This is a genomic window from Pseudomonas triticicola, assembly GCF_019145375.1.
Taxonomy (GTDB): Bacteria; Pseudomonadota; Gammaproteobacteria; order Pseudomonadales; family Pseudomonadaceae; genus Aquipseudomonas; species Aquipseudomonas triticicola.
Genome location: NZ_JAHSTX010000001.1, coordinates 3512860 through 3531165, shown reverse-complemented (window position 1 = coordinate 3531165; position 18306 = coordinate 3512860). Strand labels below are relative to the sequence as shown.

At 60.8% G+C, this 18306-nt stretch carries 16 protein-coding genes; 8 read left to right on the top strand and 8 right to left on the bottom strand.

Annotated features, from left to right (window positions below):
* The 3 genes from KVG85_RS15755 to KVG85_RS15745 all read left to right on the top strand — a co-directional run bounded on the left by KVG85_RS15755 (position 1) and on the right by KVG85_RS15745 (position 4195).
* On the top strand, positions 1-567 hold the full coding sequence (locus KVG85_RS15755; RefSeq protein ID WP_071174434.1) for an RNA polymerase sigma factor: 567 nt from the start codon (positions 1-3) through the stop codon (positions 565-567).
* On the top strand, positions 564-1553 hold the full coding sequence (locus KVG85_RS15750) for a FecR family protein (protein WP_217864310.1): 990 nt from the start codon (positions 564-566) through the stop codon (positions 1551-1553). The genes KVG85_RS15755 and KVG85_RS15750 overlap by 4 nt, the downstream gene beginning before the upstream one ends.
* Before the next feature lie 212 nt (positions 1554-1765).
* On the top strand, positions 1766-4195 hold the full coding sequence (locus tag KVG85_RS15745; protein ID WP_217864309.1) for a TonB-dependent siderophore receptor: 2430 nt from the start codon (positions 1766-1768) through the stop codon (positions 4193-4195).
* 199 nt (positions 4196-4394) lie between these two features.
* On the opposite strand, the gene KVG85_RS15740 is transcribed toward KVG85_RS15745, so the two are convergent.
* Positions 4395-5270, bottom strand: coding sequence for a helix-turn-helix domain-containing protein (locus tag KVG85_RS15740; protein ID WP_217864308.1), 876 nt, complete (start codon positions 5268-5270; stop codon positions 4395-4397).
* 140 nt (positions 5271-5410) lie between these two features.
* Between KVG85_RS15740 and KVG85_RS15735 the strand changes: the two genes are divergently transcribed.
* Entirely contained in the window at positions 5411-6313 is a 903-nt protein-coding gene (locus KVG85_RS15735; RefSeq protein WP_217864307.1) for a DMT family transporter, read from the top strand.
* A gap of 18 nt (positions 6314-6331) precedes the next feature.
* On the opposite strand, the gene KVG85_RS15730 is transcribed toward KVG85_RS15735, so the two are convergent.
* From KVG85_RS15730 to KVG85_RS15715, 4 genes are all read right to left on the bottom strand, one after another.
* On the bottom strand, positions 6332-6841 hold the full coding sequence (locus KVG85_RS15730; RefSeq protein ID WP_217864306.1) for a DUF2165 family protein: 510 nt from the start codon (positions 6839-6841) through the stop codon (positions 6332-6334).
* A gap of 140 nt (positions 6842-6981) precedes the next feature.
* Positions 6982-7956, bottom strand: coding sequence for a 2-hydroxyacid dehydrogenase (locus tag KVG85_RS15725; protein ID WP_217864305.1), 975 nt, complete (start codon positions 7954-7956; stop codon positions 6982-6984).
* Positions 7957-8720: 764 nt separating this feature from the next.
* Positions 8721-9095 (bottom strand): DUF6124 family protein, encoded by a 375-nt coding sequence (locus KVG85_RS15720; protein ID WP_130900389.1) that lies wholly within the window; start codon positions 9093-9095, stop codon positions 8721-8723.
* A 391-nt stretch (positions 9096-9486) separates the two neighbouring features.
* Entirely contained in the window at positions 9487-10455 is a 969-nt protein-coding gene (locus KVG85_RS15715) for a LysR family transcriptional regulator (RefSeq protein ID WP_039759257.1), read from the bottom strand.
* A gap of 176 nt (positions 10456-10631) precedes the next feature.
* Here KVG85_RS15715 and KVG85_RS15710 point away from each other — a divergent pair, with 176 nt between their 5' ends.
* The 4 genes from KVG85_RS15710 to KVG85_RS15695 all read left to right on the top strand — a co-directional run bounded on the left by KVG85_RS15710 (position 10632) and on the right by KVG85_RS15695 (position 15530).
* Complete coding sequence (locus KVG85_RS15710) at positions 10632-12131, top strand: efflux transporter outer membrane subunit (RefSeq protein ID WP_217864304.1); 1500 nt, start codon at positions 10632-10634, stop codon at positions 12129-12131.
* Between the two features lie 139 nt (positions 12132-12270).
* Complete coding sequence (locus tag KVG85_RS15705) at positions 12271-14463, top strand: FUSC family protein (protein ID WP_217864303.1); 2193 nt, start codon at positions 12271-12273, stop codon at positions 14461-14463.
* Positions 14453-14653 carry a DUF1656 domain-containing protein gene (locus KVG85_RS15700; protein ID WP_016771611.1) on the top strand — a complete coding sequence of 67 codons (201 nt, stop codon included), beginning with the start codon at positions 14453-14455 and terminating at the stop codon, positions 14651-14653. The genes KVG85_RS15705 and KVG85_RS15700 overlap by 11 nt, the downstream gene beginning before the upstream one ends.
* A gap of 10 nt (positions 14654-14663) precedes the next feature.
* Positions 14664-15530, top strand: coding sequence for an efflux RND transporter periplasmic adaptor subunit (locus tag KVG85_RS15695; protein ID WP_217864302.1), 867 nt, complete (start codon positions 14664-14666; stop codon positions 15528-15530).
* 98 nt (positions 15531-15628) lie between these two features.
* On the opposite strand, the gene KVG85_RS15690 is transcribed toward KVG85_RS15695, so the two are convergent.
* The 3 genes from KVG85_RS15690 to KVG85_RS15680 all read right to left on the bottom strand — a co-directional run bounded on the left by KVG85_RS15690 (position 15629) and on the right by KVG85_RS15680 (position 18187).
* Complete coding sequence (locus tag KVG85_RS15690) at positions 15629-16624, bottom strand: SEL1-like repeat protein (protein ID WP_217864301.1); 996 nt, start codon at positions 16622-16624, stop codon at positions 15629-15631.
* A gap of 237 nt (positions 16625-16861) precedes the next feature.
* Positions 16862-17686 (bottom strand): SDR family oxidoreductase, encoded by an 825-nt coding sequence (locus tag KVG85_RS15685; protein WP_217864300.1) that lies wholly within the window; start codon positions 17684-17686, stop codon positions 16862-16864.
* Positions 17687-17722: 36 nt separating this feature from the next.
* Positions 17723-18187, bottom strand: coding sequence for a multidrug transporter (locus KVG85_RS15680; RefSeq protein WP_217864299.1), 465 nt, complete (start codon positions 18185-18187; stop codon positions 17723-17725).
* Positions 18188-18306: the final 119 nt, after the last annotated feature.

Below are 18306 nucleotides of genomic sequence, written 5' to 3'. Positions count from 1 at the left end.
GTGCTGATCGGTCTGCCACCGGAATCGCGTGACGATGAAGCGCGTGGCGCGCGTGCGCATTTTCTTCAGGTGTTTCTGTCCCAGCGTGCGCAAATGGAGGCGCTGGTGAACCGGCGCGTCGGTTGTCGGGCGACGGCGGCGGACTTGGTCCAGGATCTGTTTTTGCGCTTCTGGCGGCGGCCGCTGGTCCAGGTCGAAGAGCTCAGCACTTATCTGCTGCGCTGCGCCGGCAACATCGCCATCGATCATTTGCGCAGTGAAGGCACGCGCACGCGGGTCAACGAAGGCTGGCAGCCGGACGAACCCGACAGCCATGGCAGCGAACCCCAGGCCGCCCTCGAAGCCGGCAACGATCTGCGCCATGTCGAAGCCGCGTTGCGCGCCTTGCCCGAGCGCACCCGGCAGATTTTTCTGCTCAATCGCATTCATGGGCGCAAGTACGCCGACATCGCCAAGGCCATGGGCCTGTCCCAAAGTGCCGTGGAAAAACATATGATGCGCGCCCTCGAGGCCTGCAAGGCCAGCCTGCGCGATCCCGCGCCACGTCTGCCAGGGAAAGCACCGTGAAGCCATCCAACCCGATCACACCGACACCGGCCCAGGAGCAGGCCGCGCTGGCCTGGCTGAGCCTGTTGCATGACCGCCCGAGCACTGGCGATCAACTCACCTTCAGCCAATGGCTGCGCGCCGATCCCGCCCATGCCCAAGCGTATGCGCAGGCGCAGGTGATCTGGGAACTCAGTGAGGGCCCGGCGCGCACGTTGGCCGATGAAGATGCGCTCGCGCTGCAAGGTTATCTGCAGGCGATGGACGCCCCGCGACGCTCGCCGATTTTGCATTGGTCGGGCGGGCTGGCGCTGGCGGCGTGTCTGCTGTTGATGATCAGCCTCGGCACGGGGTGGCAAGCGCAGCGCTGGCTCGATGATCTGCGCGCCGATCACGTCTCGGCGCCTGGGGAAGTTCGCACGGTGACACTGGCCGATCAGTCGCAAGTGACGCTGGATGCCGATAGCGCGATTGTTGTGGATTTCAGCCATGGTCAGCGCCGCGTGAAATTGATCAGAGGCGCTGCTTTCTTCAGCGTCACTCACACCGGCGATCCGTTTGTGGTGGCGGCGGAGCAGGGTGAGGCGCGGGTGCTGGGCACGCAGTTCGAAGTGCGCCGGCAACTCCACGGCGCGCAAGTGACGGTGTTGTCCGGACGTGTCGCGGTGACGGCGGACGAGCACGGTCAACAACAGATTCTGACTGCTGGTCAGCAAGTTGCTTATGCCGACGGCACTGCGGAAAAACTGCATGCCGTGGACAGTGAAGCGCAACTGGCCTGGCGTCAGGGTTGGCTGACTTACTACAAGACCACGCTGGCCGATGTGGTAGAGGATCTACGCCGCTATTACCCGGGGCGGATTGTGCTGCTCAACGATGAGCTGGCGGCGCGCAAGGTCAGCGGCATCTTTCCGAGCAAGGACCCGCAGGCGGTGCTCAATTCGTTGCAGGGGGTGTTGGGGTTTGAGCAGCATCGGGTGTTGGGGCAGCTGATTATTCTGCGCTGAGGCTGCCGGCCTCTTCGCGAGCAGGCTCGCTCCCACAGGGAACGCATTCCAAAGGTGGGAGCGGGCCTGCCCGCGAAGGCGTCAGCCCAGGCAACAAATTCCCCGAAAAATATTTTCAAATTAAAGGTGAGGTAACCCCGAGCCCCATCCGTGTAGTGACTGAAACTGCGAGCCATTCGCATCCGTTGCGGTTCTACACAGGTCATTGAGCAATGAAGTCCAGGGCAAAATCCGGTTCGGTCAAACAGTGGTTGGGCATGTCAGCGCTGAGTTTTTCCGCGTTGGCATTGCTGCCGATGAGTATCGCGCTGGCGGCAGAAGCGGTGAGCAATCAGGCGCAACAGCAATTCAATTTTGCCCTCGCCGCCAAACCGTTGCCGCAGGCCCTGAGCGACTTCAGCCGTCTGACCGGGCAGAGCGTGGTCTACACCGACGAAGCGCCGTACGGCCTCAATGCTCCGGCAGTCAACGGCCAGATGAGCGCCGAACAGGCCCTGCAACGCCTGCTCGGCAACTCCGGCCTGAGCTTCCGCCGCACCGACAGTCATACCCTGGCGCTTGAGCCGATGCCGACCGCAGGCGCGCTCAATCTCGGCGCCACCACCATCACGTCCACGCGCGACGAATCGATGAGTTATCAACCACCGGAAACCAGTTCGGTGATGCGCTCATCGGCGTCGCTGCAAGAAATCCCACAGACGGTCAATGTCATCCCGGCGCAGGTCATTCGCGATCAGGCGCCGCGCAATCTCGACGACGCGCTGGCCAATGTCAGCGGCATCACCCAGGGCAACACCTTGGGCAGTACGCAGGATTCGGTGATGACTCGCGGCTTCGGCGACAACCGCAACGGCTCGATCATGCGCGACGGCATGCCGCTGGTGCAGGGCCGTGGCATGAACGCGACTGTGGATCGCGTCGAAGTGCTCAAGGGCCCGGCCTCGTTGCTCTATGGGATTCAGGATCCGGGTGGCGTGGTCAACCTGGTCAGCAAGAAGCCGGAACTGACCCAGTACAACGCCGTGACCGTGCGCGGTTCGACCTACGGTGACGGCAAGAACGGCAGCGGCGGCGCCTTCGACAGCACCGGTGCGCTGGGCGATTCCGGCTTCGCCTATCGCATGGTTGTTGATCATGAAGACGAAGATTACTGGCGCAACTTCGGCACTCACCGCGAGACGCTGATCGCACCATCGCTGGCCTGGTATGGCGAGCGCACCAAGCTGTTGTTCGCCTACGAGCACCGCGAATTTCTCACCCCGTTCGACCGTGGCACGCTGATCGATCCGCGCACAAATCATCCGCTGGATATCTCGCGCAAGCAGCGTCTCGATGAGCCGTTCAACGACATGGAAGGGCGTTCGGATCTCTACCATTTCGAAGCCGACCATGAACTCAACGACGACTGGAAAGCTCACTTCGGCTACAGCTGGAACCGTGAAACCTACGACGCCAGCCAGGTGCGCGTGACAGCGATCGACACCAACAAAGGCACACTGACGCGCAGCATGGACGGCACGCAAAACGCGATCAGCACCGATCGTTTCACCACCGCTAGCCTCGAAGGCAAAGTGAATGTGCTGGGCATGCAGAATGATCTGGTGTTCGGCGTCGACGACGAATATCGCAAGATCTACCGCGAGGATCTGATCCGGCAGAAAAGCCTGACCACGTTCAGCTACCTCAATCCGGTTTATGGCCGCGAAGTGATGGGCACTACGGTGAGTGCGCCCGACAGCGCGCAGACCGACAAACTGCGCAGCGATTCGCTGTTCCTGCAGGATTCGATTCACCTCAACGAGCAGTGGATTCTGGTCGCTGGCGGACGTTTTCAGGAGTACGACCAGTACGCCGGCAAAGGCGTGCCGTTCAAGGCCAATACCGACAGCAATGGGCAGAAGTGGGTGCCGCGCGCAGGGCTGGTGTATCGCTACACCGACGCGCTGTCGTTCTACGGCAGCTACACCGAATCGTTCAAACCCAACTCGACCATCGCCCCGCTGAGCGGCAGCAGTACCGTGCTCGACGGCAGCATCGCGCCGGAGGAAGCCAAGTCGTGGGAGCTGGGTGCGCGGCTGGATATGCCCGGCAGCATCACCGGCAATATCGCGTTGTTCGACATCAAGAAACGCAACGTGCTGGTGGCCAACTCCGAAGGTCCGACGACGATCTACAGCGCCGCTGGCGAGGTGCGTTCCCGTGGGTTGGAAGTCGACCTGAGCGGGCAACTCAGCGAGCACTGGAACCTGATCGGCAGCTACGCCTACACCGATGCCGAAGTCACCGAAGACCCGGAATACAAAGGCAAGCGCCTGCAAAACGTAGCGAAGAATTCCGGCTCGCTGTCGGCGGTGTATGACTTCGGCAATGTGTTTGGCGGCGACCAACTGCGTGTCGGGACGGGCGCGCGGTACGTCGGCGAGCGTGCCGGCAACGCGGTGAACGATTTCGATCTGCCGAGCTACACCGTGGCGGATGCGTTTGCCACTTACGACACCACGGTTGAGGGGCAGAAGGTCAAGTTTCAGTTGAACGTGAAGAACCTGTTTGATCGCACCTATTACACCTCGTCGGCGAGCCGCTTCTTTGTGTCGATGGGGGATTCGCGGCAGGTTTCGCTTTCCAGCACTCTGGAGTTTTGAGGCAAGATCAAAAGCCCCTCACCCTAGCCCTCTCCCGGAGGGAGAGGGGACTGACCGTGGGATATTCGAGAGATACACCGACCTGAAAGTAATGCTTGGAATCCATAATCGATGCGATTTTTCAGGTCGATGTACACCGCAAGACACCTCGGTCGGCCCCCTCTCCCTCTGGGAGAGGGCTGGGGTGAGGGGAATGGGGTTACCGCAATAACGCCTGCCGATACTCGCCCGGCGTCCCACCCAAAACCTGCCTGAACCGGTTGGTGAAATGACTCGCACTGGCAAACCCGCACGCCAGCGCAATCTCCCCCAAGGGCAGCGCCGTGCCGCGCAACAATTCCCGTGCCCGGCTCAAGCGCCGCGCCAGCACATATTGATGCGGCGGCAGGCCGAAGCTCAGGCGAAACATCCGCGCAAAGTGATATTCCGACAGTGCGCACAGCCCGGCCAGTTGCCCGAGGCTGATCGGCTCAGCCAACTGATTGTCGATGAACTCCACCAGTTGTCGGCGCTGGTGCGGTGCGAGTCCGCCCTTCAAGCGTAAGCCCTGTCGCGCACCCACCTGGCTGAGCAAGGTGTGGCTGATCAATTCATGGGCGAGGCTGCTGGTCAGCAAGCGCTCGGCCGGCTCTTGCCAGTTCAGATTCAGCAATTGCCGGAAGCGCTGCGCCTGCTGCGGATCGTCGAGAAAGGTCTGCTCGCGTAATTGCATCTCGCGCGGTTCGCGATCGAGCAAAGTGACGCAACCGAGGGCGAATTGTTCGGCGCTGAAATACAGGTGCGCCAGACGGATATCGCCATTGATCACCCAGCCCGATTCGTGATCGGCCGGCAGGATGCACAGCTTGTCCGGCCCGCCTTTGCGGCCCGGCTGGCCACGACGGAATGTGCCGGTGCCGCCGGCGACGTAGCACGACAGCGTGTGATGACTTGGCGCTTCGTATTCCTGGGCATCGTGGTGGTTGGTCCACAAAGCCGCAGACATGCCGTCACCGAGCTCGGCGCTGTGCACAAGGCGTGCATTCGGCGAGCGGTTGAGGGCTTGAAAGACTTGCAGGGTATCGATAGCGGCCATGTTCGGTTATCTCCAACGCCTTGCATCCTACTCCGTAGACGCCGCCCTGCCAGCCTGCCGCCAGACAAAAGCGCAAGATTGTGCAAGCGACGAAGGCTGCCCGAGGCAGACACTCAAGGCCTGTTTAAGGAGTGTGTGCCATGAACCTGTCGTTGTACTTGCTGACCGTGCTGATCTGGGGCACCACGTGGATTGCCTTGAAATGGCAATTGGGCGTGGTCGAAATCCCGGTGTCGATTGTCTATCGCTTCGGCCTCGCCACGTTGGTGTTATTTGCGTTGTTGCTGCTCAGCCGACGCCTGCAACCGATGAACCGCCGTGGGCATTTGATTTGTGTGGCTCAAGGGTTATGTCTGTTCTGCGTGAACTTCATGTGTTTTCTGACCGCCAGTCAGTGGATTCCAAGCGGTCTGGTGGCGGTGGTGTTTTCTACGGCAACGTTGTGGAACGCCTTGAATGCGCGGGTGTTCTTCGGCCAGCGCATTGCGCGCAATGTGTTGCTCGGCGGTGCGTTGGGGCTGTCGGGTCTGGGGCTGTTGTTCTGGCCGGAGCTGGCCGGGCATCAAGCCAGCCCGCAAACCCTGCTCGGCCTTGGGTTGGCGTTGTGCGGCACCTTGTGTTTTTCAGCCGGCAATATGCTCTCGAGTCTGCAACAGAAAGCGGGATTGCGACCGCTGACCACCAACGCCTGGGGCATGGCCTACGGCGCGGCGATGCTGACGGTGTGGTGTCTGATCAAGGGCATACCCTTCGACATGGATTGGTCGCCGCGTTATGTCGGGGCGCTGTTGTATCTGGTGATTCCCGGCTCGGTGATCGGCTTCACTGCATATCTCACGCTGGTCGGGCGCATGGGCCCGGAGCGAGCGGCTTACTGCACGGTGCTGTTCCCGGTGGTGGCGTTGAACGTGTCGGCGTTTGCCGAAGGTTATCAATGGACCGCACCGGCGCTGGTCGGGCTGGTGTTGGTGATGCTGGGCAACGTGCTGGTGTTTCGTAAACCGAAAGTGCTGTTGTCTGCGGGTCAAGGGAAGTTGGCTTGATAAAGCGAGCGCTGGGTTTCAGCGCTCAACTTTCAAAGTGATGTAGATCATCACCGGGAAGATGAAGTCGACAATATGTCGCGCCCAGTCCTTGGCATTCCAGGATTGCGAAGTGTCCATGTCGAACCACTCGACGCCGACCGTTTGCAGGCATACGTAGTAGATGAAGATGGCGACCAATATGCCCATGATTGAAAACTTCTTGGCTTCATGGAATGCCGCTGGCGATGCATCGATGTAGCGATACAACTGGTAAATACCGATCAGGCAGAGCACGGTATAGATGACTTCCATGGTGATGATGAACCAGTAGATCCGGTGATGGATCATCGGCGAATCGATCGCGCGGTACATGATATTTTCACTGGCATTGGTGGTGTCCATACTCAGGATATGTGCAACGTAAGTGTAGTTGGACTCATAGTCAGTGAAGTTGTGAATCATTACCAGCAGGCCAAAGAAACTTATATAAGCCATCAAGATGACTTTGCTGTAACGGATGAGTTTGTCGGTGGTCAGGGTGTTCACGGGATTGGCTCTCCATGGCAATTAATCAATAAGTTGATAAGTTGCGAGAGCTTATATTGCTGTTACTTGGTCCGGCGTTTTTGTTCGGTTGCAAGTTATGTAAGGTGAGGGCCAGCGCAATGTTGCGCTGGCCCTTTTTTTCAACCGCGCCAGACTTGCGGGTTGACCAGATCCTGCGGCCGTTCGCCGAGCAGGGCGCTGCGCAGGTTGGCCAGTGCGCGGTTGGCCATGGCTTCGCGGGTCTCGGTGGTGGCCGAGCCGATGTGCGGCAGGGTCACGGCGTTTTTCAACTGGAACAGCGGCGATTCGGCCAGCGGTTCTTTTTCGTAGACGTCCAGGCCGGCGCCACGGATGCGGTTGTTTTGCAGAGCTTCGATGAGTGCCGGTTCGTCGACCACCGGGCCGCGCGAGATGTTGACCAGGATCGCGCTCGGCTTCATCAGCGCCAGTTCGCGATGGCTGATCAGGTGGCGGGTCTTGTCGCTCAACGGCACTACCAGGCAGACAAAATCGGCTTCGGCCAGCAGCTCATCGAGGCTGCGGAACTGTGCGCCGAGCTCCTGTTCCAGTTCGGTCTTGCGGCTGTTGCCGCTGTAGATGATTGGCATGTTGAAGCCGAAGCGACCACGGCGGGCGACGGCGGCGCCAATGTTGCCCATGCCGACGATGCCGAGGGTCTTGCCGTGCACATCACTGCCGAACAGCGGGGCGCCTACGCTGGCCTGCCATTGCCCGGCCTTGGTCCAGGCGTCGAGTTCGGCGACGCGGCGGGCGCTGCTCATGATCAGGGCGAAGGCGAGGTCGGCGGTGCTTTCGGTGAGCACGTCGGGGGTGTTGGTGAGCATGATCCCGCGTTCGTTGAAGTAGTCGAGGTCGTAGTTGTCGTAGCCGACCGAGACGCTCGAGACCACTTCGAGTCTGGTTGCGCTTTCCAGTTGTGCGCGGCCGAGTTTGCGGCCGACGCCGATGAGGCCGTGGGCGTGGGGCAGGGCTTCGTTGAACTGGGCGTTGATGTCACCGGTCTTGGGGTTGGGGACGATGACGTCGAATTCTTCTTGCAGGCGTTCGATCATGGGCGGGGTGATGCGGCTGAAGGCCAGGACTGTTTTTTTCATTGGGCTTGGGCTCGTCGGGGCTTGATTGCAAGCACGCTAACATTTTCTCGCTCGGGTTGTCTTGGCGGCCTCTGGGCCGACCAAGCTCTTGGGGTTTTGGGTGTATATCCGTTTCTGCGGGTGTTGCGGATTACGGTTCCGCCCTTACGGCGGGTCACCTTTTTCAAACGCCAAAAAGGTAACCCAAAAGGCTTGCTCCTACGTTCGGCCCTCGCAGGCTCGGGTTCCTTCGCTCCGGGACTGATCCGGGCGCAGCGGCTCCGGTTTGCTTCGCTGCACCTCCTTCCGCTGTGTCTGGCTGCGCCAGACGGTCGCTGCGCTCCCACGCCCGGATCAATCCCTCCGCTCAGCCTTCCGACGTCGCCGGTGGATCAAGATCAAAAGCACTCGAGCTTGCGCTCATTGTTGAGTGGGGCGGCTTCGCCGCGGGCAGCTGCGATGCTTTGCCTTTGCTTTTGTAGGAGTGAGCCTGCTCGCGAAGGCGGCCTGACAGCCGACCAGTTTCTCGCTGATGTACTCGATTCAAACTGTGGGAGCGAGCCTGCTCGAGAAAGCGTCTCCACTGCCAACCTCTCTCTGCCAGATTCACCCCGTCCCTGTGGGAGCTGGCTTGCCAGCGAAGGCGGCCTGACAGCCGACTCCTATCTTGCTGATGTACACGATCCAGAATTGTGGGAGCGAGCCTGCTCGCGAAAGCGGTTTATCTGACACCCGAATGTTGAATGTGCCGAAGCCTTCGCGAGCAGGCTCGCTCCCACAGAGGTTCAATTGTGTGACGGGGGCTGGTGGATTTCGTAGTTATCCAGCACGCGGTTCACCGCCAGTTCCGCGAGCATGATCACCTGCTGGATGGCCAGTATGGTGTGCCGCTGTGGGCTGTCGACGTGGGCGGCGATGTCGCTGCTCATGATGCTCGCCGAGGCGAGGGATTCGCAGGCGTGGGCCAGCAGGCTTTCGTTGTCCTGGTCCGGGGCGACCTGGAACATGGTGCTGGGTTTGTGGCTTTGCTGCGCGGTGGTGGCCGGTTTGAGGTAGTGATCCAGCGCACGCTCGGCGGCGTCGTGGAGTTTCGTTGAGTCGGGGGATTGGTAGGGAGAGGTGCTTTCGGATTCGGGGGGATTGGGTGTGGGTTTGAACATGGTGAAACTCCATTCGGGAAGTGGAGTTCGCCACTGACTGCGACCAAGCAATCGGGTGGCGAACCGTACGCGGGTTGGTCGACCAGGGAATGGAAACCCGGCAGGGCCGAGGCCCTCCCACGCACAGCTCGCCATTAAGCATGCTTAAAAATGTGCGCCATTCTAAACCCGGACGACCAAGTCCGGTCGCTGATTCGTCAGCAACCGTCAGATCCTAGCCAGCGCACTTCCGACGGACAACCTACAAAACCTGTCGGAAACTTCCCCGTAAACAACGCGATGTAGGAGCTGCCGTAGGCTGCGATCTTTTGATTTTTAAACAGCAAAATCAAAGGATCGCAGGCTCGTTGCACTCGTCAGCTCCTGCACGAAACCTGCGAGTGTTTAAAACTCAGGTGGCGACGCGGACACCTGCCAAACTCCCGGTCAATTCATAAGCAACCAGTTCCGCCTGATGCGCCGCCAATATCTCCGGCAACGATCCGCGCAAATATTCCACCCAGGTTTTGATCTTCGCATCCAGGTACTGCCGAGACGGGTAGATCGCGTAGAGGTTGAGTTCCTGCGAGCGGTAGTTCGGCATCACCCGTACCAGGGTGCCGTTGCGCAGGCCTTCGATGGCGGCGTAGACCGGCAGCACGCCGACGCCCATGCCGCTGGTGATGGCGGTTTTCATGGCGTCGGCGGAGTTCACCAGGAACGGCGAGCTGTTGATGGTGACCGTCTCCTGGCCGTCCGGGCCGTCGAAGGCCCATTTTTCCAGGGGGATCACCGGGCTGACGAGGCGCAGGCAGGCGTGGTTGAGCAGGTCGCTGGGTTTCTGTGCGGCGCCGTTGGCTTTTACGTAGGCCGGCGAGGCGCAGACGATGCTGTAGGTGATGCCCAGGCGCTGCGAGACGAAGCCGGAATCGGGCAGTTCGCTGGCCAGCACGATGGACACGTCGTAGCCCTCGTCGAGCAGGTCCGGCACGCGGTTGGCCAGGGTCAGGTCGAAGGTCACGTCGGGGTGGGTCTTGCGGTAGCGGGCGATGGCGTCGATGACGAAGTGCTGACCGATGCCGGTCATGGTGTGCACTTTCAGTTGGCCGGCCGGGCGCGCGTGGGCGTCGCTGGCTTCCGCTTCGGCTTCTTCGACGTAGGCGAGGATCTGTTCGCAGCGCAGCAGGTAGCGTTTGCCGGCCTCGGTCAGGGCGATGCGCCGGGTCGTGCGATTGAGCAGACGGGTTTGCAGATGGGCTTCGAGGTTGGAGACCGCGCGCGATACGTTGGCGGTGGTGGTGTCCAGTTGCACGGCGGCGGCGGTGAAGCTGCCCGCTTCGGCAACACAACTGAAGGCGCGCATGTTTTGCAAAGTGTCCATGGGGTGCTCTCAAGGGAGATGGCAAATTGTGACACGAAGTTTCAGGGGCTGAGACCCCCGACCAAGGGATTATCTCGTTAACCGTAACAAAGATTCACAGAAATCCCAGCTTATCGCCGCAGAGGCAGCTCCTACACAAGTCCCTCGATTGATCCCTTTCTCAGGAATTCGCAGCTGTGCCGCGTCGCATCAACAGAGCGCTTTTGCCGCTCAGTGTTCTGGCTTTAACCCTGGCTCTCGGCGGCTGCATCTCAACTCAAGGCATTGCCCCTCACGGCGAGGCACTCGCGGCCGATTCACTGGCCACTGACGCGGCCATTGGCGAGGCCGCCAAAGACGCCCACTGGCCCAGCGCCCAATGGTGGCAGGCGTTTGGTGACGCGCAACTTGATCGCTGGATCGACCTCGCCGTGCAAGGCAGCCCGAGCATGGCCATGGCCGCTGCGCGGGTGCGTCAGGCCAAGGCTATGGCCGGTGTTGCCGAAGCGGCTGAGGCGTTGCAGATCAATGCCGAGTCGACCCTCAAGCGCCACAACTGGCCGACCGATCAGTTCTACGGCCCCGGCGATCTGGCCAACACCACCACGTGGGACAACAACGCCGCGCTCGGCTTCAGTTACGCCCTCGACCTCTGGGGCCGCGAGCGCAATGCCAGTGAACGCGCGGTGGATCTGGCCCATGTGAGTGTGGCCGAGGCGCGACTGGCGCAGCTGGAACTGCAGAACAACATCGTGCGCGCCTACATCGAACTGTCGCTGCATTACGCCCAGCGCGACATCGTTGCCGCAATGCTCAAACAGCAACAGCAGATTCTCGATCTGGCGCAGAAACGCCTGAGCGGCGGGATCGGCACGCACTTCGAAGTCAGCCAGGCCGAAACGCCGTTGCCGGAAACCCATCGCCAACTCGATGCGCTGGACGAGGAAATTGCCCTGAGCCGCAACCAGATTGCTGCGCTGGCCGGTAAAGGCCCGGGCGCCGCTGCGCAACTGCAACGGCCGACGCTGTCCCTCGCGGCACCGTTGAAGTTGCCCTCGGCATTGCCCGCCGAACTGCTCGGCCAGCGTCCGGACGTGGTCGCCAGTCGCTGGCAAGTGGCGGCGCAGGCGCGCGGCATCGATGTCGCCCACGGCGGTTTCTACCCCAACGTCGATCTGGTCGGCAGCCTCGGCTACATGGCCACGGGCGGCGGCGCGCTGGAGTTTCTGACCGGCAAGAAACTCAACTACAACGTTGGCCCGGCGATCTCGTTGCCGATCTTCGACGGCGGTCGACTGCGTAGCGAATTGGGCGAAGCGGCGGCCGGTTATGACATCGCTGTGGCGCACTACAACCAGACCCTGATCAACGCGCTGAAGAACATTTCCGATCAGTTGATCCGCCGCGAGTCGATGGACAAGCAGCAGGAATTCGCTGCCGAATCCGTGGCCGCAGCGCAGAAGACTTACGACATCGCGATGATCGCCTACCAACGCGGCCTCACCGATTACCTCAATGTGCTGAATGCGCAGACCTTGCTGTTCAAACAGCAGCAAGTGCAGCAGCAGGTCCAGGCGGCGCGGTTGAGTGCGCATGCCGAGCTGGTGACTGCCCTGGGGGGCGGCCTCGGTGCCGGTGATGACGTGCCGACTGCCGAGCAGACCCAAGCCCCGAAAACCCCGGCGCTGCTGCGGTGAACACAGCATCCATTGTGGGAGCGAGCCTGCTCGCGAAGAGGGCGTATCAGTCAATGAACCTGTTGCCTGACACGCCGCTTTCGCGAGCAGGCTCGCTCCCACAGGTTCCGAGTCCGCATTGCATGCGTGAGTATTTTCAATGACCTCCTTGCCCGCCCCTCTTCGCTGGCTCCACTCCCTGGAATGGCGTCGCGGTTTTTTCGACTGGGCACGCAGCGATGGTGTGACCTGGGTGTATATCTTCAAGGTGTTGCTCGCCGCTTTTCTCACCCTGTGGCTGGCGATGCGTCTGGAACTTCCGCAACCGCGTACGGCGATGATCACGGTGTTTATCGTCATGCAGCCGCAGAGCGGTCAGGTGTTCGCCAAGAGTTTCTATCGCTTGCTCGGCACGCTGGCCGGGTCGGCGATGATGGTCACGCTGATCGCTTTGTTCGCGCAGAACACGGAGCTGTTTCTCGGCTCGCTGGCGATCTGGGTCGGCATCTGCTCGGCCGGTGCCGCACGTTGCCGTAACTTTCGCGCGTATGGTTTTGTTCTCGCCGGTTACACCGCAGCGATGGTCGGTCTGCCGGCGCTGGCGCACCCGGACGGCGCCTTTATGGCGGCGGTATGGCGGGTTCTGGAAATCTCGCTGGGGATTCTCTGTTCGACGCTGATCAGCGCGGCGATTCTGCCGCAGACCGCCAGTGCGGCGATGCGCAACGCTTTGTATCAGCGCTTCGGTGTGTTCGCCCTGTTCGTCACCGATGGCTTGCGCGGGCGCAGCAAAGCCGAGGCGTTCGAAGCCAGCAACGTGCGCTTCATTGCCGAAGCCGTCGGCCTGGAAGGGCTGCGCAGCGTGACCGTGTTCGAAGACCCGCACATGCGCCGGCGCAACGGTCGTTTGAGTCGTTTGAACAGTGAGTTCATGGGCATCACCACGCGCTTCAACGCCTTGCATCAGTTGCTTGAACGCCTGCGCGGCAATGGCGAAGAGCATGTCGTGGCAGCGATCAAACCGGGCTTGCAGGACCTCGCCGAAGTGCTCGACAGCTTCAGCGGTCGCGCCCTGACCAGCCCCGATGCGGCACGTTTGGCGACCGCGTTGGCCACCTACAAGGAAGGTCTGCCGGCACTTGTCCGAACCCTGCGCGGGATCTTTCAGGACACGGCTCCGAGCGAAGCCGAACAACTGGATTTCCACACCGCCTACGAATTGCTCTACCGCTTCGTCGATGACCTGCACAGCTATGCACAGACCCACGCGTCCCTGGCCGAGCACCGCCACGAACGCGAGCGCTGGGACGAGCCCTTCATCCCGCAAACCAACTGGTGGGCCGCAGCCGCGTCGGGAATTCGTGCCTCGTTCATCCTGATTGTGTTGGGCAGTTATTGGGTGGCCACCGCGTGGCCGAGCGGGGCGACCATGACCCTGATCGCCGCCGCCACCGTCGGCCTTTCCGCCGCCACACCGAACCCCAAACGCATGGCCTTTCAAATGGCCTGCGGCACGTTTCTCGGCGCACTGATCGGCTTCGTCGAGATGTTTTTCATCTTCCCGTTGATCGACGGTTTCCCCTTGCTCTGCGTGATGCTCGCGCCGGTGATCGTGCTCGGTTCGTTCCTCGCTTCACGACCGCAATACGCCGGTGTCGGCCTCGGGTTGTTGATCTTTTTCAGCACCGGTTCAGTGCCGGACAACCTCACGATTTACAACCCCTACACCTTCATCAACGACTACATCGCCATGGTCATGGGCATGCTCGTCTGTGCCGCAGCGGGAGCGATCATTCTGCCGCCGAACAGTCGCTGGCTGTGGCAGCGCCTGGAGCAGGATCTGCGCGGGCAAGTGGTCTATGCGATCAGCGGCAAACTCAAGGGCCTGGCCTCGCGTTTCGAGAGCCGCACCCGCGATCTGCTGCATCAGGCCTATGGCCTCGCGGCAGGGCAACCGAAGGTGCAGAAGAGTCTGCTGCGCTGGATGTTCGTGGTGCTCGAAGTCGGCCACGCGATCATCGAATTGCGCAAGGAACAGGCGATCCTGCCGGTGCACCCGGCGTATGCCGAATCGCAGCCGTGGCGCCAGGCAATCCGCGTGATGGGGCGCGCGTTGGTGCGCCTGTTTTTGCAGCCGAACGCGAGCAATCTCGAACGCGCACTGGTGGCCGTCGATCATGCGATCAGCCGCGTTGCCGCCACCGATGAGCCGTTCGCGCCGCACTTCGATACCTCGGCGTTGCGCCGGGTGAAAAGCTACCTGCACTTCATCCGCACCTCGCTGCTCGACCCGCAATCACCCCTCGCCCAATTCGCTTCTGCCCGGCCCGAAGGACTCGCCCATGCCTCGTGAAATCGCCTTCCACGGCGTGTACATGCCGACCATGACCCTGATGTTTTTCATTGCTGCGGGACTGGCCTGGGCAGTTGACCGCTTCCTCTCGGGGTTCGACCTGTACCGTTTTTTCTGGCACCCGGCGCTGCTGCGTCTGAGCCTGTTTACCTGTCTGTTCGGCGCGATGGCGCTGACTGTCTACCGTTGAGAACATCTTGATGAAAAAGTTTTTCAGCCTGCTCGCGACCCTGCTGGTGTTGGCCCTGGCGCTGTGGATCGGCCGCACGCTGTGGGAGCACTACATGAACACGCCGTGGACCCGCGATGGTCGCGTGCGTGCCGATATCATCAACGTCGCCGCCGACGTCACCGGCGAAGTGGTCGAAGTGCCGGTGCGTGACAACCAACTGGTGAAGAAAGGCGATCTGCTGATGCGCATCGACCCCGAGCACTACCGCATCGCCGTCAAGCAGGCGCAGTCACTGGTGGCTTCGCGCAAGTCGACCTGGGAAATGCGCAAGGTCAACGCCCACCGCCGCGCCGACCTCGACAATCTGGTGATCTCCAAGGAGAACCGCGACGACGCCAGCAACATCGCTGACGCCGCGCTGGCCGATTACCAACACGCCCAGGCGCAATTGGCAGCCGCCGAACTCAACCTGAAACGCACCGAAGTACGCGCGGCGGTGGACGGTTACGCGACCAACCTCAATGTGCATCGCGGCGACTACGCGCGCATTGGCGAGGCGAAGATGGCCGTGGTCGACATGAACTCGTTCTGGGTTTACGGATTTTTCGAAGAGACCAAACTGCCGCACGTCAAAGTGGGTGACAAAGCCGATATGCAGTTGATGAGCGGCGAGGTGCTCAAGGGCCATGTCGAGAGCATTTCCCGCGGCATCTACGACCGCGACAATCCGGAAAGCCGCGAACTGATCGCGGATGTGAACCCGACGTTCAACTGGGTGCGCCTGGCGCAGCGGGTGCCGGTAAGGATTCACATTGATGAGGTGCCGGCGGGGGTGTTGCTGGCGGCGGGGATTACTTGCACGGTGGTGGTGAATCAGGCTGCGGCGGATATATGAAGGACCGGGTCGCCTGAATCGCGAGCAGGCTCACTCCTACACTGGATCTGCATGACACCGAAGATCCACTGTAGGAGCGAGCCTGCTCGCGATCGGGGTTATCGGTAGAACGTTTTGACCACCCGCAGTCCGGACTCGATGGTTTCATCGACTGATAACCTTTTGTCTTCAATGAGGGTGATGATCCGCTGATCATTGGCAATATTTGCGTCAGGTTTTTTCAACTGAGCGGCGCGATTGATCACAATGTAGATCAATACATGATCTCGGTTCCTGATGAATGGCAGGTCCATGGCATCGCCGATCGACTGAGTCATGTAGGCCTGACGTTCGGCGGACGTCAGGCCCTTGAAGGTATCCGGATAGTCTTGATAGATCTGGGCGGAGTAGCGGGCGACGTCCTCTGCTCGTTCTTCTGCGGCCAATGCCGCCTTGCTGGCGACCTGAGGGACGAGGTCGTTGTAGCGTTTGTCAGCCTCGGCAACCTGGCTCGGGGTCATCCGGGTTTTGAGTGTGGTGCCGATGGCGGCGTCCTCAGTATCGATGAGGAATTTGCTCCACGCGTAAGCTTCGGGCAGGTTGTCCTGTTTTTCGTACTGATTGATCAGTTCCTTCTGGGCATCCGGATAACCGTGTTGCGATGAGCGCAGCAGCCAGCGCATGGCAAGTTTGGCGTCTTTTTTCGCCCCGAGAGTGCCGGAACTGTACATATCGTACAGGCCGTACTCCGCACACCAGTCATTTTGCTTTGCCGCGTAAGCCGTGTAGTTGAAAACCTGGTTTTTGTTTTTGCTCAGGTCGCCGGACTGCATCACCATTGTGGACAGGTAGCAAAACGCTCGAGGGTGGTTCGGCGCCGCCATGACCAGGCAAGTTTGGGCGACATCCCGCGATCCGTCCTCGAACATCAGCAAACCTGTGCCAAACAGAATGTCGCTGTCCATCTGCGGATTACAGTATTCATTTGCGTTGACGGCGGGCAAGAGCGCTTGCGCGGTCAATTTCGGCAGGGTGTCGTTGAGGGGCACTTCTTGAGTGGAACAGCCCGCCAGCCATGTGAGCAGTGCCAAAGGCAACACGTTGAGAAGTTTCAAAAGTTGGTCCTGATCTGAAGTGAAGCGTACGCAGGGCGTCGTCAGGCAGGCAAACAAAGCAGCGACGTTTCCGTAGAGAAACGCCGGGGAAGGGGGATATCAGTGTTCAGCAGTTCCCTTGCTTCGATGCGTGCACCAGCGATTCCATGCGCTATACGGTTCACTTGAAGCATTGCATGCTTCAAGTGCGGCGCATTCTACGTTGATCGGCTGATTTGGCAATTTCACTGATGTGAATCAGAGCTTTGCGCGCAACCCGAACCGCTTCATCAACGTCGATTCCAGCAAACCCTTCGGCATCAACGCCGCCAACAACGGCAACGCCCGACTGCCGTTGCCGATGCGAACCAGCCGTGGCGGCTTGCTCTGCCGCACCGCTTTCAACAGCTCGGCAGCAAACTCACTGGCCGGGGTGGGTTTGTCCTGCGATGCCTTGGCCCGTGCGCGAATGCCTTCACGCAATGGAAACCACGGCGATTGCTCGTTGATCAATTGCTCGGCTTCATGTCCGGCATTCTTCGCAAAACTCGATTCGATGGCGCCGGGCTGGACTTCCATCACACGAATGCCAAACGGTGCCAGTTCCATGCGCAAGGCATCGCTCAATGCATGCACCGCCGCTTTCGAAGCGCAGTAGGCGCCGGCAAATGGCGTGACCAGCACACCTGACACGCTGCCGATATTCACCACCAGCCCCTTGGCCCGACGCAGCAGCGGAAACAACGCGCGGATGACGCCGACAATCGAAAACACGTTGGTCTCGAACTGGCGCTGCATCGCCTGCACGCCGCCGTCGAGCAGCGGCCCCATCGCGCCGTAACCGGCGTTGTTGATCAGTACATCAAGGCCGCCATGTTGCTGGTTCAGACGCTCGGCGAGTTGTTCCAGCGCGGCGCCATCGTTGACGTCCAGCTGAATCGCGGTGAAACCGGCGGCGCTGAGCGCAGCGACGTCTTCAGCCTTGCGCGCACTGGCCCAGACTTCGTAGCCGGCGGCTTTGAACGCGTCGGCGAGGGCGCGGCCGATGCCGCTGGAACAACCGGTAATCAACGCAACGGGCATGGCGCATTCCTTGTGCAAAAAAGTCGGGGGAGGGGATCAGTCGGCAAAACTACCCTGCAAATGCTCGGCGCGAAACTCCAGGGTTTGCGGGCGGTAGCCGGGTCGCAGCGGCGGCAGTGGCAGGCAATCTTCCCAGGTCGCGCCGGCCTGCAGTTCGCCGGGGCCTCGATAGCGTGGTGCAGTGTATTGATTGTCGGCGAGGTTGACCGTATCGCCCGGCGCGTAGGCAGCGATGCGCCAGCGCAGTTCGGTCAGCGGCACATTGTTGCCATTGTTCATCTTCAATTGCAGCGGACGGTCGGCCGGGCATTGCTCGGGAGCGTAGGCAATGCGCAGTTCCAGGCGCGCCAGTTGTTTGATTTCGCGGTTGTCCAGCCACACCACCCACATGGCTACAAAGCCCAGGCCTATGGCAGCGGCCACCGACACCGGCAAGGCCTTGGCCGGATAGCGCAGCAGCAGGATCAGCCAGGTGATGACCAGCAGGATGCCGATGAACATGCTTGAACGCTCCACGGGTGAATGAGCCCTATCCTACCGAAGGCATGGCGCGATGGGTATTCGGCACGAGTTTGTGTGCACCGTTGGTCGGGACTGTAATTTCTGACAGTAGGCATCCA